A 19,917-nucleotide genomic window follows, 5' to 3' on the forward strand; every position below is an offset into this window, starting at 1 on the left:
CCGCGGCGCGGGCCGTCGGCCCGCCCGCCAACTCCGCTAAAATAGCGGGTTACCAATTTTCCGGCCTCGCCCTACCGTCGTGTTCAGCTCCCTCTATCCGCTCGCCCGCGCGTCCCTCTTCAAGATGGATGCGGAAGATGCCCATCACCTCACCCTGCGCCTGCTCGGCGCCGCCGGCCGCACCGGCCTCGCGAGCGCGTTCGCGCCGCGCGTGCCGGATGCGCCGCGCACCGTGATGGGCCTGACCTTCCGCAACCCGGTCGGGCTCGCCGCCGGCCTCGACAAGGACGGCGCCTGCATCGACGGGCTCGCCGCGCTCGGCTTCGGCTTCATCGAGGTCGGCACGGTCACGCCGCGCCCGCAGCCGGGCAACCCGCGCCCGCGCATCTTCCGGCTGCCCGACGCGAACGCCGTGATCAACCGGATGGGCTTCAACAACGGCGGCGTCGACCAGTTCGTGAAGAACGTGCAGGCCGCCCGCTATCGCGGCACGCTCGGCCTGAACATCGGCAAGAACGCCGACACCCCGATCGAGCGCGCGGCCGACGACTACCTGTACTGCCTGGAACGCGTCTATCCGTTCGCGAGCTACGTGACGATCAACATCTCGTCGCCGAACACCAAGAACCTGCGCCAGCTGCAGGGCGCGGGCGAGCTCGACGCGCTGCTCGCGGCGCTCAAGGACAAGCAGCAGCGCCTCGCCGACCTGCACGGCAAGCTCGTGCCGCTCGCGCTGAAGATCGCGCCGGATCTCGACGACGAGCAGATCAAGGAGATCGCCGCGACCCTCGTGCGGCACCGCATCGAGGCCGTGATCGCCACCAACACCACGTTGTCGCGCACCGCCGTGCAGGGTCTGCCGCATGCCGACGAGGCCGGCGGCCTGTCCGGCCGGCCGGTGTTCGACGCGTCGACGGCCGTGATCCGCAAGCTGCGCGCGGAACTGGGCGACGCGCTGCCGATCATCGGCGTCGGCGGCATCTTCTCGGGCGACGACGCGCGGGCGAAGCTCGCGGCAGGCGCGTCCCTGGTGCAGCTCTACACGGGCTTCATCTACCGCGGCCCGGCGCTCGTCGCCGAGTGCGCGAAAGCGCTTCGCACCGCGTAATATAGACATAAACAAACAGTATTTAAGATTCGATTGCCTTTTCGCTATCATGGCCCGCTGTCATACACGCCCGTATCGGGCAAGCAAAGGAGCACGATGAAAGTAGCGCTGCTGAAGAAGATTCTGGTTGCCGGCCTGATCGGCGCGTCGTTCGCCGCCGCCACCGCGCATGCGGCCGATCTGCTCGACGAGGTCAAGCAGCGCGGCACGCTGCGGGTCGGCCTCGAAGGCACGTTCCCGCCGTTCAACTCGAAGAATCCGCAGGGCGAGCTGGTCGGTTACGACGTCGACATCGCGAAAGCGGTGGCCGCGAAGCTCGGCGTGAAGCCCGAATTCGTGACGATCGAATGGAGCGCGATCATCGCCGGCCTGCAGGCAGGCAAGTTCGACGTGATCGCCAATCAGGTCGGCATCACCGACAAGCGCAAGGAGGCGTTCGACTTCTCGCCCGCGTATACGTACTCGGCCGCGCAGCTGATCCAGCGCAAGGACGACAGCCGCCAGTTCAAGTCGCTCGACGACCTGAAGGGCAAGAAGCTCGGCGTCGGCCTCGGCACCAACTACATGGACATGGCGAAATCGGTGCCCGGCATCGACGTGAAGACCTACCCGGGCGCGCCCGAGTACCTGCGCGATCTGGCCGCCGGCCGTCTCGACGCGGCGCTCAACGACCGCCTGATGCTGGCCTACCTGCTGAAGAACTCGCAGCTGCCGCTGCGCACCGGCGCGCTGCTCGGCTCGGGCGATCCGTCGGGGATTCCGTTCAAGAAGGGCAATCCGAAGTTCGCGAAGGCGATCGACGACGCCATGGCGCAGCTCGAAGCCGACGGCACCTTCACGAAGATCTCCGACAAGTGGTTCGGTATCGACGTGACGAAGCCGATCAAGTAAATTCCGCATTCGCCGCGCCCCGCGCGGCGTCACTCCAGGGCGGCATCCGCAACGATGCCGCCCTGCGCTTTTTCGCCCGGTTTATGATTGCGCTTTCGCGCACGCTCCCCCGTATTACATGTCGACCACTACTCTGCTCGTTCAATCGCTCCCGGTGCTCGCCCAAGGCGCGGTGCTGACGGTCAAGTTCGCCGTGCTGTCGATGGTGTTCGGCCTGATCGCCGCCGTCGCCCTCGCGCTGATGGGCATCAGCCGCATCGCAGTGCTCGCGGGTCTCGCGCGCGTCTACGTGAGCCTGATGCGCGGCACGCCGCTGCTCGTGCAGATCTTCGTGATCTACTACGGGCTGCCGAGCCTCGGCATCTCGCTCGACCCGACGCCCGCCGGGGTGATCGCGCTGTCCGCGAACGTGGCGGCCTACATGTCCGAAAGCATGCGCGGCGCGATCAACGGCATCGACAAGGGCCAATGGCTCGCGTCGTACAGCCTGGGCTTGTCGTGGGGGCAGACGCTGCGCTACGTGATCGGCCCGCAAGCGCTGCGGATCGCCGTGCCCAGCCTGTCGAACAGCCTCATCAGCCTGATCAAGGACACCTCGCTCGTGTCGGTGATCACCGTCACCGAGCTGCTGCGCAGCGCCCAGGAAATCATCGCGTCGACCTACCAGCCGCTGCCGCTCTATCTCGCCGCGGCCGCCGTGTATTGGGTGCTGTGCCAGATCCTCGAATGGGCGCAGCGCTGGTACGAGCGCCGGCTCGCGCTGCCGAGCCGGCACTGAGCGCGCCGCGCCGGCGTCACTCCATCGGATAGCGCAGGCCGAGCGCCGCGCGCGCCGCGTCGGCCATCGCGATCATCGCGCGCGAATGCGCGTGCGTGATCAGCGGGCTTTCCAGCCGGCCCGCGCGCAACAGCTCGCAGAAGTGCGCGATCTCGTAGTTGAGCCCGCCGCCCTCGAACGGCGCATCGAGCTCGACCACGCGCGCGTCCGCGTAGCGGATCGTCGCCCGGGCCGGATTCCACCAGTTCTCGTGGATCGTCACGTGGCCGCCCTCGGCCGCCAGCAGCGCGTCGCCGCGCCCCATCACGTCGAGTCCGCAGAACAGCTGCGCCACGCCGCCCCGCGCATGGCGGCTGTTCAGGCTGGAAAACACGTCGACGCCCGTCGCGCCGAGCCGGCCGAGCGTCTGCACCTCGTCGGCCGCGCCGAGCCAGTCGACCGCGAGAAACAGCTCGTAGATGCCGATGTCGAGCAGCGCGCCGCCCGCCTGTTCGAAGCGGTAGACCGGATGGTCCGCCGGCACCGTCGACATCGCGCAGCCCGCGCGCACCAGCCGCACCTCGCCGATCGGATCGCGCTCGAGGTGCGCGCGCAGTTCGCGATACAGCGGATAGAACGGCGGCTTCATCGCCTCCATGAACAACCGCCCGGCCGCCTGGGCGGCGGCCAGCACCGCGTCCAGCTGCCGCGCGTTGATCATCGCCGGCTTCTCGCACAGCACCGCCTTGCCCCCGGCGAGCGCGGCAAGCGCGTACTGCGCATGGCTGTCGTTGAGAGTGGCGATGTAGATCGCGTCGAGATCGGCCGCGAGCAGCGCGTCGAGGCTGTCGCAGGCGCGGCCGCCGTGCGCCGCGCAGAAATCCGCCGCGGCCTCCGGGCGGCGCGCCCACACATGGGTGAGCGTCGCGTCGCCGACGTGCGCCACGCTGTGCGCGAAGCGGCGCGCGATACTGCCCGCGCCGATGATGCCGAAGCGGATCGGCGCATGAGGGGAAAGGGTCATCGATAGAGGTCCGGGGTCGGCTGTAGGGGCGGCCGACGCACGCGCCGGCCGGCCGTCATGATAAACGGCCGGCGGCCGGCCCGCGACCCGCCCGCTACCCGCGCTCGGGGATCTCCACCGCGAAGTTGCGCATTTCCTCGGCCGTGTAGTCGATCAGCTGCAGCGCCGCCGCCTCCGCTTCGCGCGGATCGCGCCGCTCGATCGCCGTGACCACCCGGCCATGCGCGCTCAGCGCCAGCTCGCGGATCCCCTCGCGCTGGCTCATGCGGGGGTTGACGAGACGCAGCGCGCCCCGAATGATCGCGGCCATCTGCTGAAAGAACTGGTTGCCGCTCGCATACACGATGCGGGTATGCAGCAGTTCGTCCGCCGCGTCGTAGCCCGGCTCGCCCGGCTCGACCAGCCGGAACGCGTCGAATGCGTCGCGGATGCCCGCGATCTCGCCCGCGTTCGCGCGGGTCGCGGCCTGCGCCGTGGCGCGCGGCTCGATCAGCATCCGGAACTCGATCACGTCGCGCATGAATTGCGGATCGGGTTTCGCGCGAAAGCGCCAGTTCACGACGTCCTCGTCGATCATCCGCCAGTCATGCATCGGACGCACGCGCGTGCCGACCTTGGGGCGAACATCGAGCATGTCGCGTGCGAGCAACATCGACAGCGCTTCCCGCATCACGGTCCGACTCACGTCGAACTCCTTGGACAAGACATCCTGCGGCGGCAGGATCCCGCCGTACTTGTCTTCGACAATGCCGGTGACAAGCCCGTCCATCACTTTGCTGACCAGTGACCGGTCTTTTCCCTGTTCCATGAGACCTCCCCGAAACGACGTCTGTGTAGGCACACTGCCCCCGCAGTCTGGCCGGCCCCTGCTCCAGAAATAAAAAGATGAAACCGTGAAGCTATTGTTCTTATGTTCGATACGTTGCTGAGTTCGACGCCAATGCGCTATCTGGATATCACCTGACAGGGTTATCCCTCTTACCATATCCAGAGAAAATTCGGACTCAAAAAAGCCCGGCAAGCTTCCAGAAAGCTTACCGGGCCTGGGTTTTCGCCGGAAGCCGCGCGCCGTTTCGACACGCGCGCGGGCACCCGCTCAATGCTTTGGATAACTGATCGACTCGACACCCAGCGCCGTGCCGAGCAGGCACAGATCCGCGCCGCGCGCGGCGAACAGGCCCACCGTCACGACGCCCGGCCAGCTGTTGACGGCCGCCTCGAGCGCGCGCGGATCGGTGATCGCGAGCCCCTTCACGTCGAGGATCTCGTTGCCGTTGTCGGTGAGGAACGGCGTGCCGTCCTGCGCGACCCGCACCACCGGCACGCCGCCCAGCGCCGCGAGACGGCGGCCGATCGCGGTGCGCGCCATCGGCACCACCTCGACGGGCAGCGGGAAGCCGCCGAGCACCGGCACGCGCTTGCTGCCGTCCGCGATGCAGACGAACGTATCGGACACCGACGCAACGATCTTCTCGCGCGTCAGCGCGCCGCCGCCGCCCTTGATCATCGCGCCGCTCGCGTCGATCTCGTCCGCGCCGTCGACATAGACCTGCAGCCCATCGATCTCGTTCAGGTCGAATACCTTGATGCCGTGCGACTTCAGGCGCTCGGTGGTCGCGATCGAGCTCGACACCGCGCCGCGATAGCGCGTCTTGACGGCGGCCAGCGCGTCGATGAAGCAGTTCGCGGTCGAGCCGGTGCCCACCCCGATCACGGCGCCTTCCGGCACGTTCTGGATCACATAATCAGCGGCGGCCTGGCCGACCAGGCGTTTGAGTTCGTCTTGGGTCATGGGAAATGGACTGCGGTAAAAGTAAGTGCGGGAAAAAACGCAAGTTTACCGGAGTCGTGGCGCATCCCGCCGATCGACGGATCAATCGACGGATCGGCTTGCGCGCCGCTCAGCGCGCGGCCGGCGCCTGGAGCGCCGCGTCGCGCTCGGGCGGCGCGGCCTGCGGGAAGTATTTGTCCAGCAGCGCCTGCGCGATCGCGTCGGTTTGCGCGTCCGGGTTGCCCGCGTAGTCGGACGGCCGGAAATGCATCTGGAACGCGGCGAACACGCGCCGCGTACGCGCATCGAGCACCCCGTCGGTCGCGACGTCGTAGCCGTAGCGCGCCAGCTTGAGCTGCAGCGCGCGCACCTCGACCGGTGCGTCGGGCGCGCGCCCGCCGAGCCGCGCGGCCACCGTCGCGTCGTCCGGCCATGCGCCGACGCCCGCCTGCGCGAGCGTGCGCCACGGAAACAGCGGCCCCGGATCGATCTTGCGCTGCGGCGCGATGTCGCTGTGTCCGACCACCCGCGTCGGCGGAATCCGATAGCGTGCGACGATGTCCTTCGCGAGCCGCACGATCGCCTCGACCTGCGCGGGCGGATACGGTTGCCAGGTCCGTCCTGCCGGCGTATCGATCGGCCCGCGGTTGACGTTCTCGATGCCAATCGACACGCCGTTCAGTTCCGTCGTGCCCTGCCACTCGCTCACCCCCGCATGCCATGCGCGCTGCGATTCGGGCACCAGCTGGTAGACGACGGGCTCGCCGCCCACCTGCGTCGGCTCCGCGGGCACCACGTAGTGCGCGCTGACGGCTTCCTCGGTCAGCACGTGCAGCGACTGCGCCTCGTCGATCTCGGTGTAATGCATCACGAGGAAACGGATCCGCGGATCCGCGCCCTGCGCGGGACGGCTCGTATCCGCATAGTAGGTGCCGCGCTCCACGAGCGTGGGCGAGGTGCAGGCGGCCAGGGCGCACAGGCTGGCGGCAAGGGCGGCGCGTAGCGGGAAGTTCATGGATGGGACGGGCAGGCGGGTGGAAAAGCGCGCCGGCCGCGGCGCGGGGAGCCGACGACCCCGCCGCGCGGCGGGGAGATTCACGGCGTGCGCCCGGTCGCCCCGGCGCGGCGGATCGCGCAACTAGGCGTTCGATTCTAGCAAATGGCTTGTGTTAAGAAAGGGGGCTCGCAACAATCGATTCCCGTTGCGGCGGAATCGCGCCGGCGCCGGCCCCGGCCGCGTCCGGCGCTCGATGCCGGCGGCTCGCGAGCCCGGCCCCCGCGCCGGGCGTTGCACGACATGACGCGTCCCGGGCCCGCCGGCGGCCTTTCGGGATCACCCCATCCTGACGCGGCGGACGGCGAATGGCATGCTCGTCCGCACGGCGGCCGGCAATCACGGCCGCGCCCCGCCCCGGACGACGACCTGGGCGAGCGCCGGCGACGCCCCTGCCCGCGCCCGAGACGCAAGCGCCGAACGCGCGCGGGCGGCGCAACGATGCAGCGCCACGCCCGGCCGGCTCCGAGCCCGGCGCCGATGACACAACCCGTGCGCCGGCGCGCAACCGGGTCGAGACAAGGAAGGAGAGACATGGTGGAGAAAGTCTGGCTGAAGTCCTATCCCGATGGCGTGCCCGCGACCGTCGACCCCGACCAGTACCGGTCGCTCGTGCATCTGCTCGACGAGGCGTTCACGACCTTCGCGTCCCGTCCGGCCTATGCATGCATGGGTCGCGAGATGCGTTACGCGGAACTCGATGCGCATTCGCGCCATCTCGCCGCGTGGTTCCAGGGGCTCGGCCTCGCCAAGGGCGCGCGCATCGCGGTGATGATGCCGAACGTGCTGCAGTATCCGGTCACGGTCGCCGCGGCGCTGCGCGCGGGCTACGTGGTCGTCAACGTCAATCCGCTGTACACGCCGCGCGAACTCGAACACCAGCTCGTCGATTCGGGCGCGGAAGCGATCGTGATCCTCGACAATTTCGCGACCACGCTCCAGCAGGCGCTGCCGAAAACCCAGGTCAGGCACATCGTGGTGGCGACGATGGGCGACCTGCTCGGCGCGGCCAAGGGCGCGCTCGTGAACTTCGTCGTGCGGCACGTGAAGAAGATGGTGCCCGCCTATACGCTGCCGGGCGCCGTGTCGTTCCCCGCCGCGCTGCGCGAGGGCGCGCGGCGCACCTGGCAGCCGGCCGAGCTCGGACGCGCGGACATCGCGTTCCTGCAGTACACGGGCGGCACGACCGGCGTGTCGAAGGGCGCGATGCTCACCCATCGCAACGTGCTCGCCAACATCCTGCAGAACGACGTGTGGGGCCAGCCCGTGATGAACAAGGCGCCGCGCGTCGATCAGCTCGTGACGATGTGCGCGCTGCCGCTGTATCACATCCTCGCGCTCAATGCCTGCATGCTGATGGGCGCGCGCTGGGGCGCGCTGAACGTGCTGATCCCGAACCCCCGCGACATCCCCGGCTTCGTGAAGACGCTCCGGCGCTACCGGATCAACTTCTTCCCCGGCGTCAACACGCTGTTCAACGCGCTGCTCAATGATCCCGGCTTCGCGTCGCTCGATTTTTCGGGGCTGCGGCTCACGCTCGGCGGCGGCATGGCGGTGCAGGACGTGGTCGCCGAGCGCTGGCTGAAGGCCACCGGCTGCCCGATCCTGGAAGGCTACGGCCTGTCGGAAACCTCGCCCGCCGCGACCCTGAACCCGGCGACGCTCAGCACCCACACCGGCATGATCGGCGTGCCGATCCCGTCCACCGAGGTGGCGATCCTCGATGCGGGCGACCAGCCCGTCGCGCTCGGCGAGTCGGGCGAGATCGCGATCCGCGGGCCGCAGGTGATGGCGGGCTACTGGAACCGTCCGGACGAAACCGCCAAGGTCATGACGGCCGACGGCTTCTTCAAGACGGGCGACATCGGCGTGATGGATGCGCGCGGCTACGTCAAGATCATCGACCGCAAGAAGGACATGATCCTGGTGTCCGGCTTCAACGTGTATCCGAACGAGATCGAGGCCGTGGTCGCCGCGCATCCCGGCGTGCTCGAATGTGCGTGCATCGGCGTGCCCGACGCGCACTCGGGGGAAGCGGTCAAGCTGTTCGTCGTGCGCCGCGATCCCCTGCTCACGGCCGCCCAGCTGACGGACTACTGCCGGGAACAGCTGACCGCCTACAAGCGCCCCCGGCACATCGAGTTCCGCGACAACCTGCCGAAGACCAACGTCGGCAAGATCCTGCGCCGCGCGCTGCGCGACGGGCAGGAGCAACCCGCCTGAGGCGGCGGGCCGGGCGCCCTTCGCCCGGCCGGAAACACGACGGCCCGCGCTCGCAGATACGCGGGCGCGGGCCGTCGTGATGGCAGGGGCCGCCCGGCTTCGCCGGACGCCCCCTGCCGCTCACTTCGTCACTTCTTCACCGTGCGCTGGCGCACCGCCTCGTACAGGCATACGCCCGACGCGACCGACACGTTCAGGCTCTCGACGCTGCCCGCCATCGGGATGTTCATCACGTCGTCGCAGGTATCGCGCGTGAGGCGCCGCATCCCCTCGCCTTCCGCGCCCATCACGAGCGCCACCGGACCGTCGAGACGGGTTTCGTAGACGCTCGCGGTCGCATCGTCCGAGGTGCCGATCACCCACACGCCCGCATCCTTCAGCTCGCGCAGCGCGCGGGCCAGATTGGTCACGGTGATGTACGGCACGGTATCGGCCGCGCCGCTTGCGACCTTGGCCGCCGTCGCGTTCAGGCCCACCGCGCGATCGCGCGGCGCGATCACCGCATGCGCGCCGGCCGCGTCGGCCACCCGCAGGCACGCGCCCAGGTTGTGCGGATCGGTCACCCCGTCGAGTACCAGCAGCAAGGCAGGCCCCGAGATGCCGTCGAGCAGCTCGGCCAGATTCTGCGCGAGCGGAATGTCCTCGACCCGCGCCACCACGCCCTGATGCCGCTCGGTGTGGGCGAGCCCCCAGAGGCGGGTTTCGTCGGCCGCGATCAGGCGCACGCCGGCGTCCTTCGCGGTCTGCAGGAAGTCCTGCATCCGGCGATCGCGGCGCGTCTGGTCGTACAGCACCTCCGCGACCGTCGCCGCATCGTGCCGCAAGCGCGCGGTAACCGCATGAAAACCGTAGAGAACCTTCAGACGTGACATGGCTGGAACAACCTTCGATCAAACGTGCGATCGCGCAACCTGCGCGATCGCGATGAAAAAATGGAAAGCGCCGCGTTTCCGGCCGGCTGACCGGGAACGCGGCGTCTTCGATCAGGCGTGCCGGATTCGCGCGCGAATCCGGCGACGCTCAATGCTTGCTGCGCGGACGCACCTTCTTGGCCGCCGACTTCGCGGCGGGTGCGCCCTTCTTGCGCGCCGCGCCGCGCGCTGTGCGCGCGTCCTTCACGGCGGCCGTCGGCGCGCTCGGGGCCTTCTTGCGGCGCGCCGGCTCGTCGACAGGCGGCAGCGCGCGCACGCGCGGGCCGCCGGCTTCGCTCGCGGGCGGCGGCGCGGTGCGCCCGGTCTTCACCGGCGTATCGCGCACGAGCCGGAAGTCGATCTTGCGCGCATCGAGATCGACGCGGCTCACCTGCACCCGCACCCGGTCCGACAGGCGGTAGCGGATCCCGGTGCGCTCGCCGCGCAGTTCGTTCTTGATCTCGTCGTACTGGAAATAATCGGAACCGAGCTCCGTCACGTGCACGAGACCCTCGATGAACAGCGTGTCGAGCTGCACGAAGATGCCGAACGACGTGACGCCGTTCACCATCCCGCCGTACTCCTCGCCGAGCTTGTCGCGCATGAAATAGCACTTGAGCCAGGCCTCGACGTCGCGCGACGCCTCGTCCGCGCGGCGCTCGTTCGACGAGCAGTGCAGGCCCAGCTCTTCCCAGATCGCGGTGTTCGAACGCGCCCGGCCGCGCGACTCGTCGTCGGCCTGCTGCATCGCGCGGGCGCGCGGCGACAGCGCGGTGTTCAGCTCGACGCCGTCCGGCGCCTTCGGCGTGTACTTCTTGCCGGCCAGGATCGCGTAGATCGCGCGGTGCGTGAGCAGGTCCGGATAGCGGCGGATCGGGCTCGTGAAGTGCGCGTAGGCCTCGTAGGCGAGCCCGAAGTGGCCGATGTTGTCGGGGCTGTACACCGCCTGCTGCATCGAGCGCAGCAGCATCGGCTGCAGCATCTGCGCATCGGGCCGATCGCGGATGCGCGCCATCAGCGCGGCATAGTCGCTCGCGTGCGGCGTCTCGCCGCCGCCGAGCGTGAGCCCCATCCCGCGCAGGAACGTGCGCAGGTTCTCGAGCTTCTCGGCGGTCGGCCCCGCGTGCACGCGATACAGGCCCGGATGCTTGTTGCGCTTGAGGAAGTCGGCCGCGCACACGTTCGCGGCCAGCATGCATTCCTCGATCAGGCGGTGCGCATCGTTGCGCTGGCGCGGCACGATCTGCTCGATCTTGCCCTGCGCGTTGCAGACGATGTAGGTCTCGGTGGTGTCGAAGTCGATCGCCCCGCGCTTCTGGCGCGCGGCGAGCAGCGCCTTGTAGACGCCGTAGAGGTTCTGCAGGTGCGGCAGGAGCGCGGCGCGGCGCGCCGCCTCCGGCCCCTTGGTGTTGCCGAGCACCGCGGCCACTTCGGTATAGGTCAGGCGCGCGGCCGAATGGATCACCGCGGGGTAGAACTGGTACGCCTTGATCTCGCCGCGCGCGGTCACCACGATGTCGCACACGAGCACGCAGCGGTCCACCTGCGGGTTCAGCGAACACAGGCCGTTCGACAGCTTCTCCGGCAGCATCGGGATCACCCGGCGCGGGAAATACACCGACGTGCTGCGCTCGACCGCGTCGCCGTCGAGGCCGCTGGCCGGCTGCACGTAGTGCGACACGTCCGCGATCGCGACGATCAGGCGGAAGCCGTCGCCGCGACCGACCGCGACCGGCTCGCAGTACACCGCATCGTCGAAGTCGCGCGCGTCCTCGCCGTCGATCGTGACGAGCGGCACGTCGCGCAGGTCCACCCGGTAGCGCAGGTCGATCGGCCGCACCTTGTCCGGCAGCGACGCGGCCTCGCCGAGCGCGGCCGCGCTGAACTCGTGCGGCACGCCGTACTTGCGCACCGCGATCTCGATCTCCATGCCGGGATCGTCGATATCGCCGAGCACCTCGGTCACGCGCCCGATCGGCTGCGAATGACGGCTCGGGAAATCGGTCAGCTCGACCACCACCACCTGTCCGACCTTGGCCTTCTTCGCGTTCTGCGTGACCAGGATGTCGTGGCTGATGCGCTTGTCCTCGGGCGCCACGATCAGCGCGCCGTTCTCGTTCAACAGCCGGCCGATCACGCGCTTGTTCGCGCGCTCGGTCACCTCGACCACATGACCTTCGGGACGGCCGCGCCGGTCGTAGCCGACGATCCGCGCCAACACGCGATCGTTGTGCATGACCTTCTGCATCTCGCCGTTCGGCAGGAACAGATCGTCCTGGCCGTCGTCGCGAATCACGAAGCCATAACCGTCGCGATGGCCCTGTACGCGGCCCGCGACGAAGTTGGACGGATGGGTGAGCTGGTAATGACCACGCTTGTCGAGCCGGATCTGGCCGTCGCGCTCCATCGCGGCGACCCGCCGGAAAAACCCTTCGCGCTCCTGGCGCTTGATCGACAGCGCTTCGGCGATGTCGTTCGCGGCGAGCGGAACGTCGCTGGTCCGCAGCGCGCCGAGAATCTCTTCACGGCTAGGGATGGGATACGGATACTTGCTCAAGGGCTTGTCGATGGTTGTTCTCGTTGCGTTGGCTTGCGTTGAAACGGCAGACGCCGAATGCCGCCCCATTCTATCACCCGCCGTCGCGGCGAACGCCGGTCGTGCGGCAGCGGGCCCGGCGCACGACCGGCAACCCACGAAACAAAACAAAACGGAAACAAAGGTGTTGACAGGTGTTTCAACCCAGCTATAATTACGTTCTTCGCAGCAAACACACCGGCCCAGGTGGCGAAATTGGTAGACGCACTAGGTTCAGGTCCTAGCGGTGGCAACACCGTGGAGGTTCGAGTCCTCTCTTGGGCACCATCAGCTGTTTCGGCGTAAGTCGATGGTAACGAGAAACCCCGCAAGATTCTGTCTTACGGGGTTTTTTGTTTTCCGCGTCGCTTTCCGAATCCGCCCTGCGTTCCGCGGTCTTCTTTCCCTCCTGCGCGCGACCCATCCTCGCGGATCGGCCGCGCGCCCGCATGCCGACCGCTCAGGCGGCCGGCGCGCGACGCTTGAGCCAGGTCGCGCAGAACACCATCACCAGCAGCACGCCGATCAGCGCGTACGGCACGACCGGTTGCAGGTCGTACAGCGCGTTGCCGACGAGCGGCGCGATCACCATGCTGCCCCCCTGCGCCATCGACATCGCGCCCGCGCATGCGCCCTGCTCGGCCGGTTCCACCGCCGTGCTGGCCAGCGCCGCGACCGCCGGGAACGACGCGCCCATCCCGAACGCCGCCACCAGATAGCTCACGCCGATCAGGACCGGCTGCGCCGGCTCGACGAGCAGCACCGATGCAAATCCGAGCGCGCCGACGAGCGCGCCCCAGCGCAGCCATTGCAGCGGCGCGACGCGCGGCAGGCGGCCGACCAGCGCCTGGGTGACGATCAAGCCGAGCCCCGCGCTGCCGAGCGCATAGCCGGCCACGGCGGCCGCCTCCCGCGCCGGCACCTGCAGGCGATCGATGACATAGAAGCCCAGCGCGCTGTTCGCGATCATCACGACGCTGTAGAGCGCGAGCGCGCTCAGCCAGGGCACCCGGATCCGTGCGTCGCCGACCCGCAGCCGCGCCGGCGGCGCGCGGCGCGCCTGCCGCGCGCTCGCATCGTGCAGACGGCCGAGCCCCGGCAGACCGATCAGCGGCAGCAAGGCGAACACCAGCAGCGCGATGGCCAGGTCATGACGGCCGATCCAGCCGACGAGCGGCGGCGCGAGCACCATGCCGACGGCGCCCGCCGCGCCGAAGCGCGCGAGCACGGCCCCGCGCGAGCGGACGTCGGTGTGATCGGCAATCCACGCGGTCGCGCCGACCGGCAGGCCCGCGAACCAGCCCCCCATCGCCGCGCGCGTGATCAGCAGCGCCGCGAGATTGAGCCCGAGCGCGGGCAGATGCTGCGCGCCGCCGCGCAACGCCCATCCGACGTAAGCGGCGAGACACAGAAAGGACAGGCTGAAGCCGACGATCGCCATCCGCATCACGGGAATCCGGCCGAGCACGTCGGCCGCGCGTCCCCAGCGCTGCGAGGTCGCGATCCACACGAGGCCGACCACGCCGATGACGAAGCCGACGTGCCAGGCCTGCAGATGCATCAGGCGGGCCATCGGGCCCGCCACCGCGACGAACGCATAGGTGCCCGCCATCATCGCGAAGTTCGCGAGCAGCAGCGGCCGCAACTGCCGGCTGGAACGGCTCAGGGTTGGCGCGGATTCAACAGAAGTCGTGGACATGGATTTCCTGGTAAGTGAAGCGGGCGCGGCTCAGCCGGCGCGCCGCGAATGGGCGAGCAGGCGTTCGCGCGCCTGCACGAGGGCCGCTTCGGTCGCATCCCAGCCGAGGCACGGATCGGTGATCGAGCAGCCGTAGCGCAACGACGCCGGATCCGCCCCGAGCGGCTGGTTGCCCGCCTCGATGAAGCTCTCGATCATCACCCCGCGAATCGACCGGTTGCCCGCGCCGATCTGCTCGACGACGTCGTCGAGCACCGCCACCTGGAGCGCGTGCTGCTTCGCGCAGTTCGCGTGCGAGCAGTCGACCACGAGATTCGCCGGCAGATCGCGCGCGACGAGCGCCGCCTCGGCCGCCGCCACGCTCGCCGCGTCGTGGTTCGGACCGTCGTTGCCGCCGCGCAGCACCACATGGCCGTGCGGATTGCCCTCGGTATGCAGCACCGCGGGCCCGCCGCGTTGGTCGATGCCGATGAACGCATGCGCGCGCCGGCTGCTCTGCAATGCATGGACCGCCACCTCCAGCCCGCCGTCGGTGCCGTTCTTGAAGCCGACCGGCATCGGCAACCCGGAGGCCATCTCGCGATGCACCTGCGATTCGGTGGTCCGCGCGCCGATCGCGGCCCAGCTCACGAGATCGCCGAGATAGTGCGGCGTCACGAGATCGAGCGCCTCGATCGCCGCCGGCAGGCCGAGCGTATTGACGTCGAGCAGCAACTGGCGCGCGGTCGCGAGCCCCTCCTCGATGCGGTGGCTGCCGTCGAGCCGCGGATCGTTGATGAGCCCTTTCCAGCCCACCGTCGTGCGCGGCTTCTCGAAGTACACGCGCATCACCACGCAGAACACGTCGCGCACGCGCCGCGCGAGGCCCGCGAGCCGCCGCGCGTAATCGCGCGCGGCATCGGGGTCGTGGATCGAGCACGGCCCGACGATCACCATCCGGCGCGGATCGCGCCGTTCGAGAATCGCCTGCAATTGCCGCCGCCCGCTGTCGACGTTCGCCCGCACGACCGGCGTCGCCGGCAGGCGGCCGCGCAGCGCCTCGGGCGTCGGCAGCGGCGCGCCGACACGCTGGCGCCCCGCCCGCTCCGCTCGGCTCGGCGCGCATACCGCGCCGCTGCCGCCGTCATCCAGATACAACTCAAGATTCTTCATCGCTGCTTGCCTCGGGTAGGTCACGTCATGCGCCCAAGGTCGCGCCGCCGTCGACGGTCACGCTGTCCAGCGTGACGTGCCGCGCGGCGTTCGACAGCATGAACAGCACGACCGACGCGACATCGTCGGGGGCCGCGATGCGGCCGAGCGGAATGCCGGTCCGGTACGCGGGCAGCGAGCCCGCGATCACCGCGGCCGCGCCGGTCTCGTCGCGCCACAGCTGGCGCTGCATGTCGGTGTCGGTCGAGCCCGGCGCGACGATGTTGCAGCGGATCCCGTGGCCGGCCAGTTCGAGCCCGAGGCAGCGCGTGAACTGGTGCGCGGCCGCCTTCGACGCCGCATACGCGGCCATCTGCATGCGCGGCACGAGCGCCGCGTTCGAGCCGACCGTCACGATGCTGCCCGCGCGGCGCGGCGTCATCCGCTGCGCGACCGCGCGCGACAGGTGGAATACGCCATGTGTGTTGACCGCGAAACTGCGCAGCCAGGCGTCGTCGTCGAGCGTGTCGACGGTCGCGAGCCGCAGGATGCCCGCGACATTCGCGAGCATCCCGATCGGGCCCAGCTCGGCTTCGATCCGTTCGATCGTCGCGCGTACCGCCGCGCCGTCCGAGACATCGAGGACATACGGCTGGATGCGCTGCCCGGCTTCCGCGCCCTCGGCCGCGAGGCGCGCCAGCCCGTCCGCCTGCATGTCGAGCGCGGCGACGGCCACGCCGCGCGCGGCGAGCGCGCGCGCCACGGCCGCGCCGATACCCTGCGCCGCACCGCTCACCACCGCCACGGCGCCGGGAAATTCATCAGTCATGCGATTCATAGCAAACACTCCATCGATTATTGAGCGCCGTTCGCGCGCGTCAGGCGCGCGACCAGCTCGGCGCCGATCGCGGCCATCGGCGCGGGATCGGACATGCCGTCATGGGAACAGTCGAGCACACGGCAGTGCAGGCGGCCCGGGCGCACATGCGGCAGCCAGCTGTCGGGCGCCGGTGCCTCGGCGGGATTGCGCGCCGCGCGGAACAGCAGCAGCTCGCCGTCGTACGCGGGCGTCGCGCTCGCGCGGAACAGCCGCATCTGACGCAGGGTCTGGCCGACGAACGCGTCGAGTCCGTCCGGCCCAAGCGCGGCGAACGGGCTCGTCGGGCGCAGCAGGCGCTGGCGCAGCGTGTCGTCCGTCGCCTCGGCGGTATCGAAGTCGCCGTTGACGGTCAGCAGGATCTGCAGCGCATCGCGCAGCGCCGGCTGGGGCCGTGCGGCCCACGCGGGCGGCGGATAGCTGTCCATCAGCGCGAGCAGGCCGACCTCGCGCCCCTGCGCGGCAAGCCGCGCCGCCACGCCGTGCGCGAGCGCGCCGCCGAGCGACCACCCGAGCAGGTGGTACGGGCCGTCCGGCTGCACCGCGCGCACGCGCTGCACGTAGTGCTCGACCAGGGCCTCGAAATCGGCCGCGCCGCGGGTTTCGTCGACCATCAGCTGCAAGCCGTGCACCGTCACGTCGGGCAGGTGCCGGGCAAGCCGCAGGTAACTCCACGCGAGCCCGTCGGCCGGATGAATACAGATCAGCGACGGCGCGCCGGCAGGCCCGTGCTGGATCGCGAGCGACGGCGCGAACGGCTCGGCCGCCCCGCCCGCCCGATACGGCAGCGGGGTCGACAGCGCGGCGGCCAGCGCGCGCACGGTCGCATGCCGGAACAGCAGCGACACCGGCACGTCGCGTCGCAATGCAACCGAAAGCTGCGCGGCGGCCTGGATCGCCTGCAACGACTTGCCGCCCAGGTCGAAGAAGTTCGACATCGGCGTCAGCGGCAAATCGCCCAGCACCTGCCGCCACGCATGCATGACCTGCCGTTCGAGCGGCGCCTGCGCGTCGTCCGCGCCCTCCGCCGCGCGCGCCTCCGGCTGCGCCGCCTGCTGCAGCGCCTTGCGGTCGGTCTTGCCGTTCGGATTGCGCGGCAGTTGGTCGAGTACGCGCCATACGTCGGGGATCGCCGCGGCCGGCAGCGCCTCGACGAGCCGCGCGCGCAGCGCCTGCACATCATCGGTTCCCGCGACGAACGCAGCCAGCGTGTACAGCCCCGCGCCGCGCGCGAGCGCCACCACCGCGGCTTCGCGCACGCCGGGCATGCCGAGCAGCAGGTTCTCGATTTCGAGCGGCTCGATCCGCACGCCGCTGATCTTCACCTGATGATCGATGCGCCCGTGAAACCGCAACTGCCCCGCTTCCCATTGCGCGAGATCGCCGGTGCGATAGCCGCGCTCGCCGCCGTCGGGCAGGCTCACGAAGCGCGCGGCGGTCAGCTCGGGACGGTTCAGATATCCGAGCGCGAGCGCCGGACCGCTCAGCACCAGCTCGCCGACCCGCCCGGCCGCGACGGGATACAGGCGTTCGTCGACGACCCGCGCGAAGAGCCCGGGACGCGGCGCGCCGATCGGCACGGGTTCGCCCGGGGTCCAGTCGGGCCGCGGCCCGGCAAGCTGCGCCGTGGTCGCGATGATGGTTGCTTCGGTGGGCCCGTAGGTGTTCAGCAGCACCTGCGCGGGCAGCAGCTCGCGCCAGCGCGCGACCCGCTCGGGCAACGCCGCCTCGCCGCCGATGATCGTCAGGCGCACCCGCGCGAGACGTCGCGCCGCGTCGGTCTCCAGTGCATGCGCGACGACCTGCCAGTAAGCGGTCGGCAAGTCGAGCACGGTGATCGCGAGCCGCTCGACCGCCTCGGCGAAGCACGCGACCGAATCGAGCATCGCGTCGTCGCGCAACACGAGCGTCGCGCCGTGGCATAGCGCGATGAAGATCTCCTCGAGGCTCGCGTCGAAATGCAGCGGCGCGAACTGCAGCACCCGGTCCGCCGGCTCGACCTCATACAGTCCGCGCGTGCTCGCGACGAACTGCGCGAGCGCGCCGCGCCCGACCAGCACGCCGTTCGGCGCGCCCGTCGAACCCGAGGTGTACAGCAGGTACGCGGGCTGGTCCGCCGGCGGCGCGCCGCAGCACGCGACGCGCGGCGCCGGCGCGGCGGCCGCCTCGTCGAGATCGAGCACCGGCAGCGCGCCGGCCTGCCGCCGCCAGGCTGCGCGCGTCAGCACCCAGTCGGGCGCCGCATCGGCCAGCATCGCCGCCGTGCGCTGCGCGGGCCCGTCCGGATCGACCGGCACGAACGCCGCGCCCACCCACAGCACCGCGAGCATCGCGACCACCGCATCCGGCGAGCGCGGCGCGAGGATCGCGATCCGGCGGCCCGCCCCCGCGCCGCGCTGCGCAAGCACCGCGGCGAGCGCCTCGACGCGCGCGAGCAGCGTCCCGTAGTCGAGCCGCGCGTCCGGCGACTCGATCGCGAGCTGGGCCGGCGTCCGCGCCGCAGCCTGCCGCAGCAACGCCAGCACGTCGACGGGCGGCGTCGCGAGCGGCGCACCCGCGCAGATCGACGGCGCGGGAAGGCCGTCGAGCAGCGCCGCGAGCGGCGCGTCGGCCGGATGGGCGGCGAATGCGTGCAGCCAGTCCGACAGGCTGGCCGCCAACCCGGCCAGGCGGGTGCGGTCGTAGGCGTGCGGATTCGCCTCGAGCGTCAGGCACCACGTGCGTTCGCGCACGGCAAGCGTGAGATTGAAATCCTTCACCGGCCCGCCGCTGACGGCGCGCATCCGGCTCGTCACGCCGGCGAACGCGACCTGTCGCTCGAACGGCATCAGGTTGACCGCCTGGTTGAACAGGAATTTGTTGCGTTCGAGCAGGCCCAGATCGCCGCGAATCCAGCCGTAGCGGTAATACAGATGCGGGCGCATCTCGCGCAGCGCGCGCGCGATCTCGCCCGCCAGCGCGCGCGGCGTCGCGTCCTCGCGCACGCGCACGCTGATCGGCACGATGTTCATCGCCATGCACGGCACCGCGAGCGCCGGCGTGCCGAGCCGGTTCATCACGGGCAGGCCCAGCGTCAGCTCGCGCTGGCCGCCCGTCTTGCCGAGCCACAGGCCCAGCGCGCCCAGCAGCCACGCGCCCCAGTCCACGTCGAGCGCCTCGGCCGCCGCGCGCCAGCGCGCCACCGTCGCGACGTCGAACTGCAAGGTCTGGCGCAGCGCGGTCGGCGCGGCCGGCTGCGGCGGCCCGAGCCGCAGCGGCGCGGGCACGTCGCGCAGCCGCTCGCGCCAGAATGCCTGGTCGCGGTCGAATCCGCCGTTGCGCCGATAAGCCTCTTCCGCCGCCACCACCGGATCGATCCGCCAGTCCGGCAGCGCCGGCGGCGCGACGCCCGTCGCCCGTGCGTTGTAGCGCGCGGCGACGGCCTGCTGGACCAGGCTGTAGCCGAAGCCGTCGAGCGCGATGTGGTGCACCTGCAGGTACCACCAATGGCATGCGGGGCCGAGCTTCAGCAGCGCCGTGCGATACAGCGGCGCCGAGGTGACGTCGCACGGCACCGCCAGCGCGGCCTGCATCCAGGCAAGCGCGGCCTCGCGCGGATCGGCGTGCGCGCCGAGGTCGACCAGCGGCACCTGCGCCGCGGCCGGCACGCGGCATTGCCAGAGCGTGTCGTCGCCCCATTCGAAGCGCATGTGCAGGCTGTCCGCACAATCGAGCACCGCTTGCACGGCCTGTGTGAACGCGGCCGCGTCGAGCGCGCCGTCCAGTTCGATCGCTTCCGCCGTCAGGTAGCCCGGATCGTCGGGATCGACCTGCTGCGCGACCCAGATGCCGTATTGCGCCGAGGTCGCGCGCAGACGTTCAGTGATGTGCTGCATGGGACAGGTATCCGCGAAGTA

14 protein-coding genes and 1 tRNA gene are annotated in these 19,917 nt (G+C 70.1%); 5 read left to right on the forward strand and 10 right to left on the reverse strand.

Annotated elements, in window-relative coordinates:
* Positions 1 to 79 precede the first annotated feature (79 nt).
* The 3 genes from Bsp3421_RS22175 (at position 80) to Bsp3421_RS22185 (ending at position 2,777) form a co-directional block, all read left to right on the forward strand.
* Positions 80 to 1,108 (forward strand): quinone-dependent dihydroorotate dehydrogenase, encoded by a 1,029-nt coding sequence (locus Bsp3421_RS22175; protein ID WP_274003458.1) that lies wholly within the window; start codon positions 80 to 82, stop codon positions 1,106 to 1,108.
* Positions 1,109 to 1,204: 96 nt separating this feature from the next.
* Entirely contained in the window at positions 1,205 to 1,999 is a 795-nt protein-coding gene (locus Bsp3421_RS22180) for a cystine ABC transporter substrate-binding protein (RefSeq protein WP_274003460.1), read from the forward strand.
* Between the two features lie 118 nt (positions 2,000 to 2,117).
* The gene (locus Bsp3421_RS22185) at positions 2,118 to 2,777 is read left to right on the forward strand and encodes an amino acid ABC transporter permease (protein WP_274003461.1); all 660 of its coding nucleotides are present in this window, start codon (positions 2,118 to 2,120) and stop codon (positions 2,775 to 2,777) included.
* A 16-nt stretch (positions 2,778 to 2,793) separates the two neighbouring features.
* Here Bsp3421_RS22185 and Bsp3421_RS22190 read toward each other — a convergent pair whose 3' ends face one another.
* From Bsp3421_RS22190 to Bsp3421_RS22205, 4 genes are all read right to left on the reverse strand, one after another.
* The gene (locus tag Bsp3421_RS22190) at positions 2,794 to 3,780 is read right to left on the reverse strand and encodes a Gfo/Idh/MocA family protein (RefSeq protein ID WP_274003464.1); all 987 of its coding nucleotides are present in this window, start codon (positions 3,778 to 3,780) and stop codon (positions 2,794 to 2,796) included.
* 94 nt (positions 3,781 to 3,874) lie between these two features.
* Positions 3,875 to 4,588, reverse strand: coding sequence for a FadR/GntR family transcriptional regulator (locus tag Bsp3421_RS22195; protein ID WP_274003466.1), 714 nt, complete (start codon positions 4,586 to 4,588; stop codon positions 3,875 to 3,877).
* A 288-nt stretch (positions 4,589 to 4,876) separates the two neighbouring features.
* On the reverse strand, positions 4,877 to 5,572 hold the full coding sequence (gene rpiA, locus Bsp3421_RS22200; protein ID WP_274003467.1) for a ribose-5-phosphate isomerase RpiA: 696 nt from the start codon (positions 5,570 to 5,572) through the stop codon (positions 4,877 to 4,879).
* A gap of 109 nt (positions 5,573 to 5,681) precedes the next feature.
* Positions 5,682 to 6,566, reverse strand: coding sequence for an N-acetylmuramoyl-L-alanine amidase (locus tag Bsp3421_RS22205; RefSeq protein ID WP_274003468.1), 885 nt, complete (start codon positions 6,564 to 6,566; stop codon positions 5,682 to 5,684).
* A gap of 576 nt (positions 6,567 to 7,142) precedes the next feature.
* Between Bsp3421_RS22205 and Bsp3421_RS22210 the strand changes: the two genes are divergently transcribed.
* The gene (locus tag Bsp3421_RS22210; RefSeq protein ID WP_274004316.1) at positions 7,143 to 8,828 is read left to right on the forward strand and encodes a long-chain-fatty-acid--CoA ligase; all 1,686 of its coding nucleotides are present in this window, start codon (positions 7,143 to 7,145) and stop codon (positions 8,826 to 8,828) included.
* Between the two features lie 128 nt (positions 8,829 to 8,956).
* Here the strand turns inward: Bsp3421_RS22210 and rlmB are convergent, their stop codons facing one another.
* Entirely contained in the window at positions 8,957 to 9,700 is a 744-nt protein-coding gene (gene rlmB / locus Bsp3421_RS22215) for a 23S rRNA (guanosine(2251)-2'-O)-methyltransferase RlmB (protein WP_274003471.1), read from the reverse strand.
* Between the two features lie 148 nt (positions 9,701 to 9,848).
* Positions 9,849 to 12,296, reverse strand: a complete 2,448-nt coding sequence (gene rnr / locus Bsp3421_RS22220; protein WP_274003473.1) for a ribonuclease R — start codon at positions 12,294 to 12,296, stop codon at positions 9,849 to 9,851.
* Between the two features lie 219 nt (positions 12,297 to 12,515).
* On the opposite strand from rnr, the gene Bsp3421_RS22225 reads away from it, so the two are divergent.
* A tRNA-Leu gene (locus Bsp3421_RS22225) sits at positions 12,516 to 12,602 on the forward strand.
* 172 nt (positions 12,603 to 12,774) lie between these two features.
* On the opposite strand, the gene Bsp3421_RS22230 is transcribed toward Bsp3421_RS22225, so the two are convergent.
* Genes Bsp3421_RS22230 through Bsp3421_RS22245 form a run of 4 tightly spaced genes read right to left on the reverse strand, consistent with a single transcriptional unit; the run spans position 12,775 to position 19,896 of the window.
* A complete protein-coding gene (locus Bsp3421_RS22230; RefSeq protein WP_274003476.1) occupies positions 12,775 to 14,013 on the reverse strand; it encodes an MFS transporter in 1,239 nt (412 codons plus the stop codon).
* Positions 14,014 to 14,043: 30 nt separating this feature from the next.
* Positions 14,044 to 15,165, reverse strand: a complete 1,122-nt coding sequence (locus tag Bsp3421_RS22235; protein WP_274003478.1) for a 3-deoxy-7-phosphoheptulonate synthase — start codon at positions 15,163 to 15,165, stop codon at positions 14,044 to 14,046.
* Positions 15,166 to 15,190: 25 nt separating this feature from the next.
* On the reverse strand, positions 15,191 to 15,973 hold the full coding sequence (locus tag Bsp3421_RS22240) for a 2,3-dihydro-2,3-dihydroxybenzoate dehydrogenase (RefSeq protein ID WP_337995316.1): 783 nt from the start codon (positions 15,971 to 15,973) through the stop codon (positions 15,191 to 15,193).
* A gap of 26 nt (positions 15,974 to 15,999) precedes the next feature.
* Positions 16,000 to 19,896 (reverse strand): amino acid adenylation domain-containing protein, encoded by a 3,897-nt coding sequence (locus Bsp3421_RS22245; RefSeq protein WP_274003482.1) that lies wholly within the window; start codon positions 19,894 to 19,896, stop codon positions 16,000 to 16,002.
* Between the last annotated feature and the right edge of the window lie 21 nt (positions 19,897 to 19,917).

The sequence above is a fragment of the Burkholderia sp. FERM BP-3421 genome, assembly GCF_028657905.1.
Lineage (GTDB): Bacteria > Pseudomonadota > Gammaproteobacteria > Burkholderiales > Burkholderiaceae > Burkholderia.

Coding starts and splice junctions, on each gene's coding strand:
- Bsp3421_RS22180 (WP_274003460.1), top strand. CDS start 1,205: ATGAAAGTAGCGCTGCTGAAGAAGATTCTGGTTGCCGGCCTGATCGGC.
- Bsp3421_RS22185 (WP_274003461.1), top strand. CDS start 2,118: ATGTCGACCACTACTCTGCTCGTTCAATCGCTCCCGGTGCTCGCCCAA.
- Bsp3421_RS22190 (WP_274003464.1), bottom strand. CDS start 3,780: ATGACCCTTTCCCCTCATGCGCCGATCCGCTTCGGCATCATCGGCGCG.
- Bsp3421_RS22195 (WP_274003466.1), bottom strand. CDS start 4,588: ATGGAACAGGGAAAAGACCGGTCACTGGTCAGCAAAGTGATGGACGGG.
- rpiA (WP_274003467.1), bottom strand. CDS start 5,572: ATGACCCAAGACGAACTCAAACGCCTGGTCGGCCAGGCCGCCGCTGAT.
- Bsp3421_RS22205 (WP_274003468.1), bottom strand. CDS start 6,566: ATGAACTTCCCGCTACGCGCCGCCCTTGCCGCCAGCCTGTGCGCCCTG.
- rlmB (WP_274003471.1), bottom strand. CDS start 9,700: ATGTCACGTCTGAAGGTTCTCTACGGTTTTCATGCGGTTACCGCGCGC.
- Bsp3421_RS22230 (WP_274003476.1), bottom strand. CDS start 14,013: ATGTCCACGACTTCTGTTGAATCCGCGCCAACCCTGAGCCGTTCCAGC.
- Bsp3421_RS22235 (WP_274003478.1), bottom strand. CDS start 15,165: ATGAAGAATCTTGAGTTGTATCTGGATGACGGCGGCAGCGGCGCGGTA.
- Bsp3421_RS22240 (WP_337995316.1), bottom strand. CDS start 15,973: ATGACTGATGAATTTCCCGGCGCCGTGGCGGTGGTGAGCGGTGCGGCG.
- Bsp3421_RS22245 (WP_274003482.1), bottom strand. CDS start 19,896: ATGCAGCACATCACTGAACGTCTGCGCGCGACCTCGGCGCAATACGGC.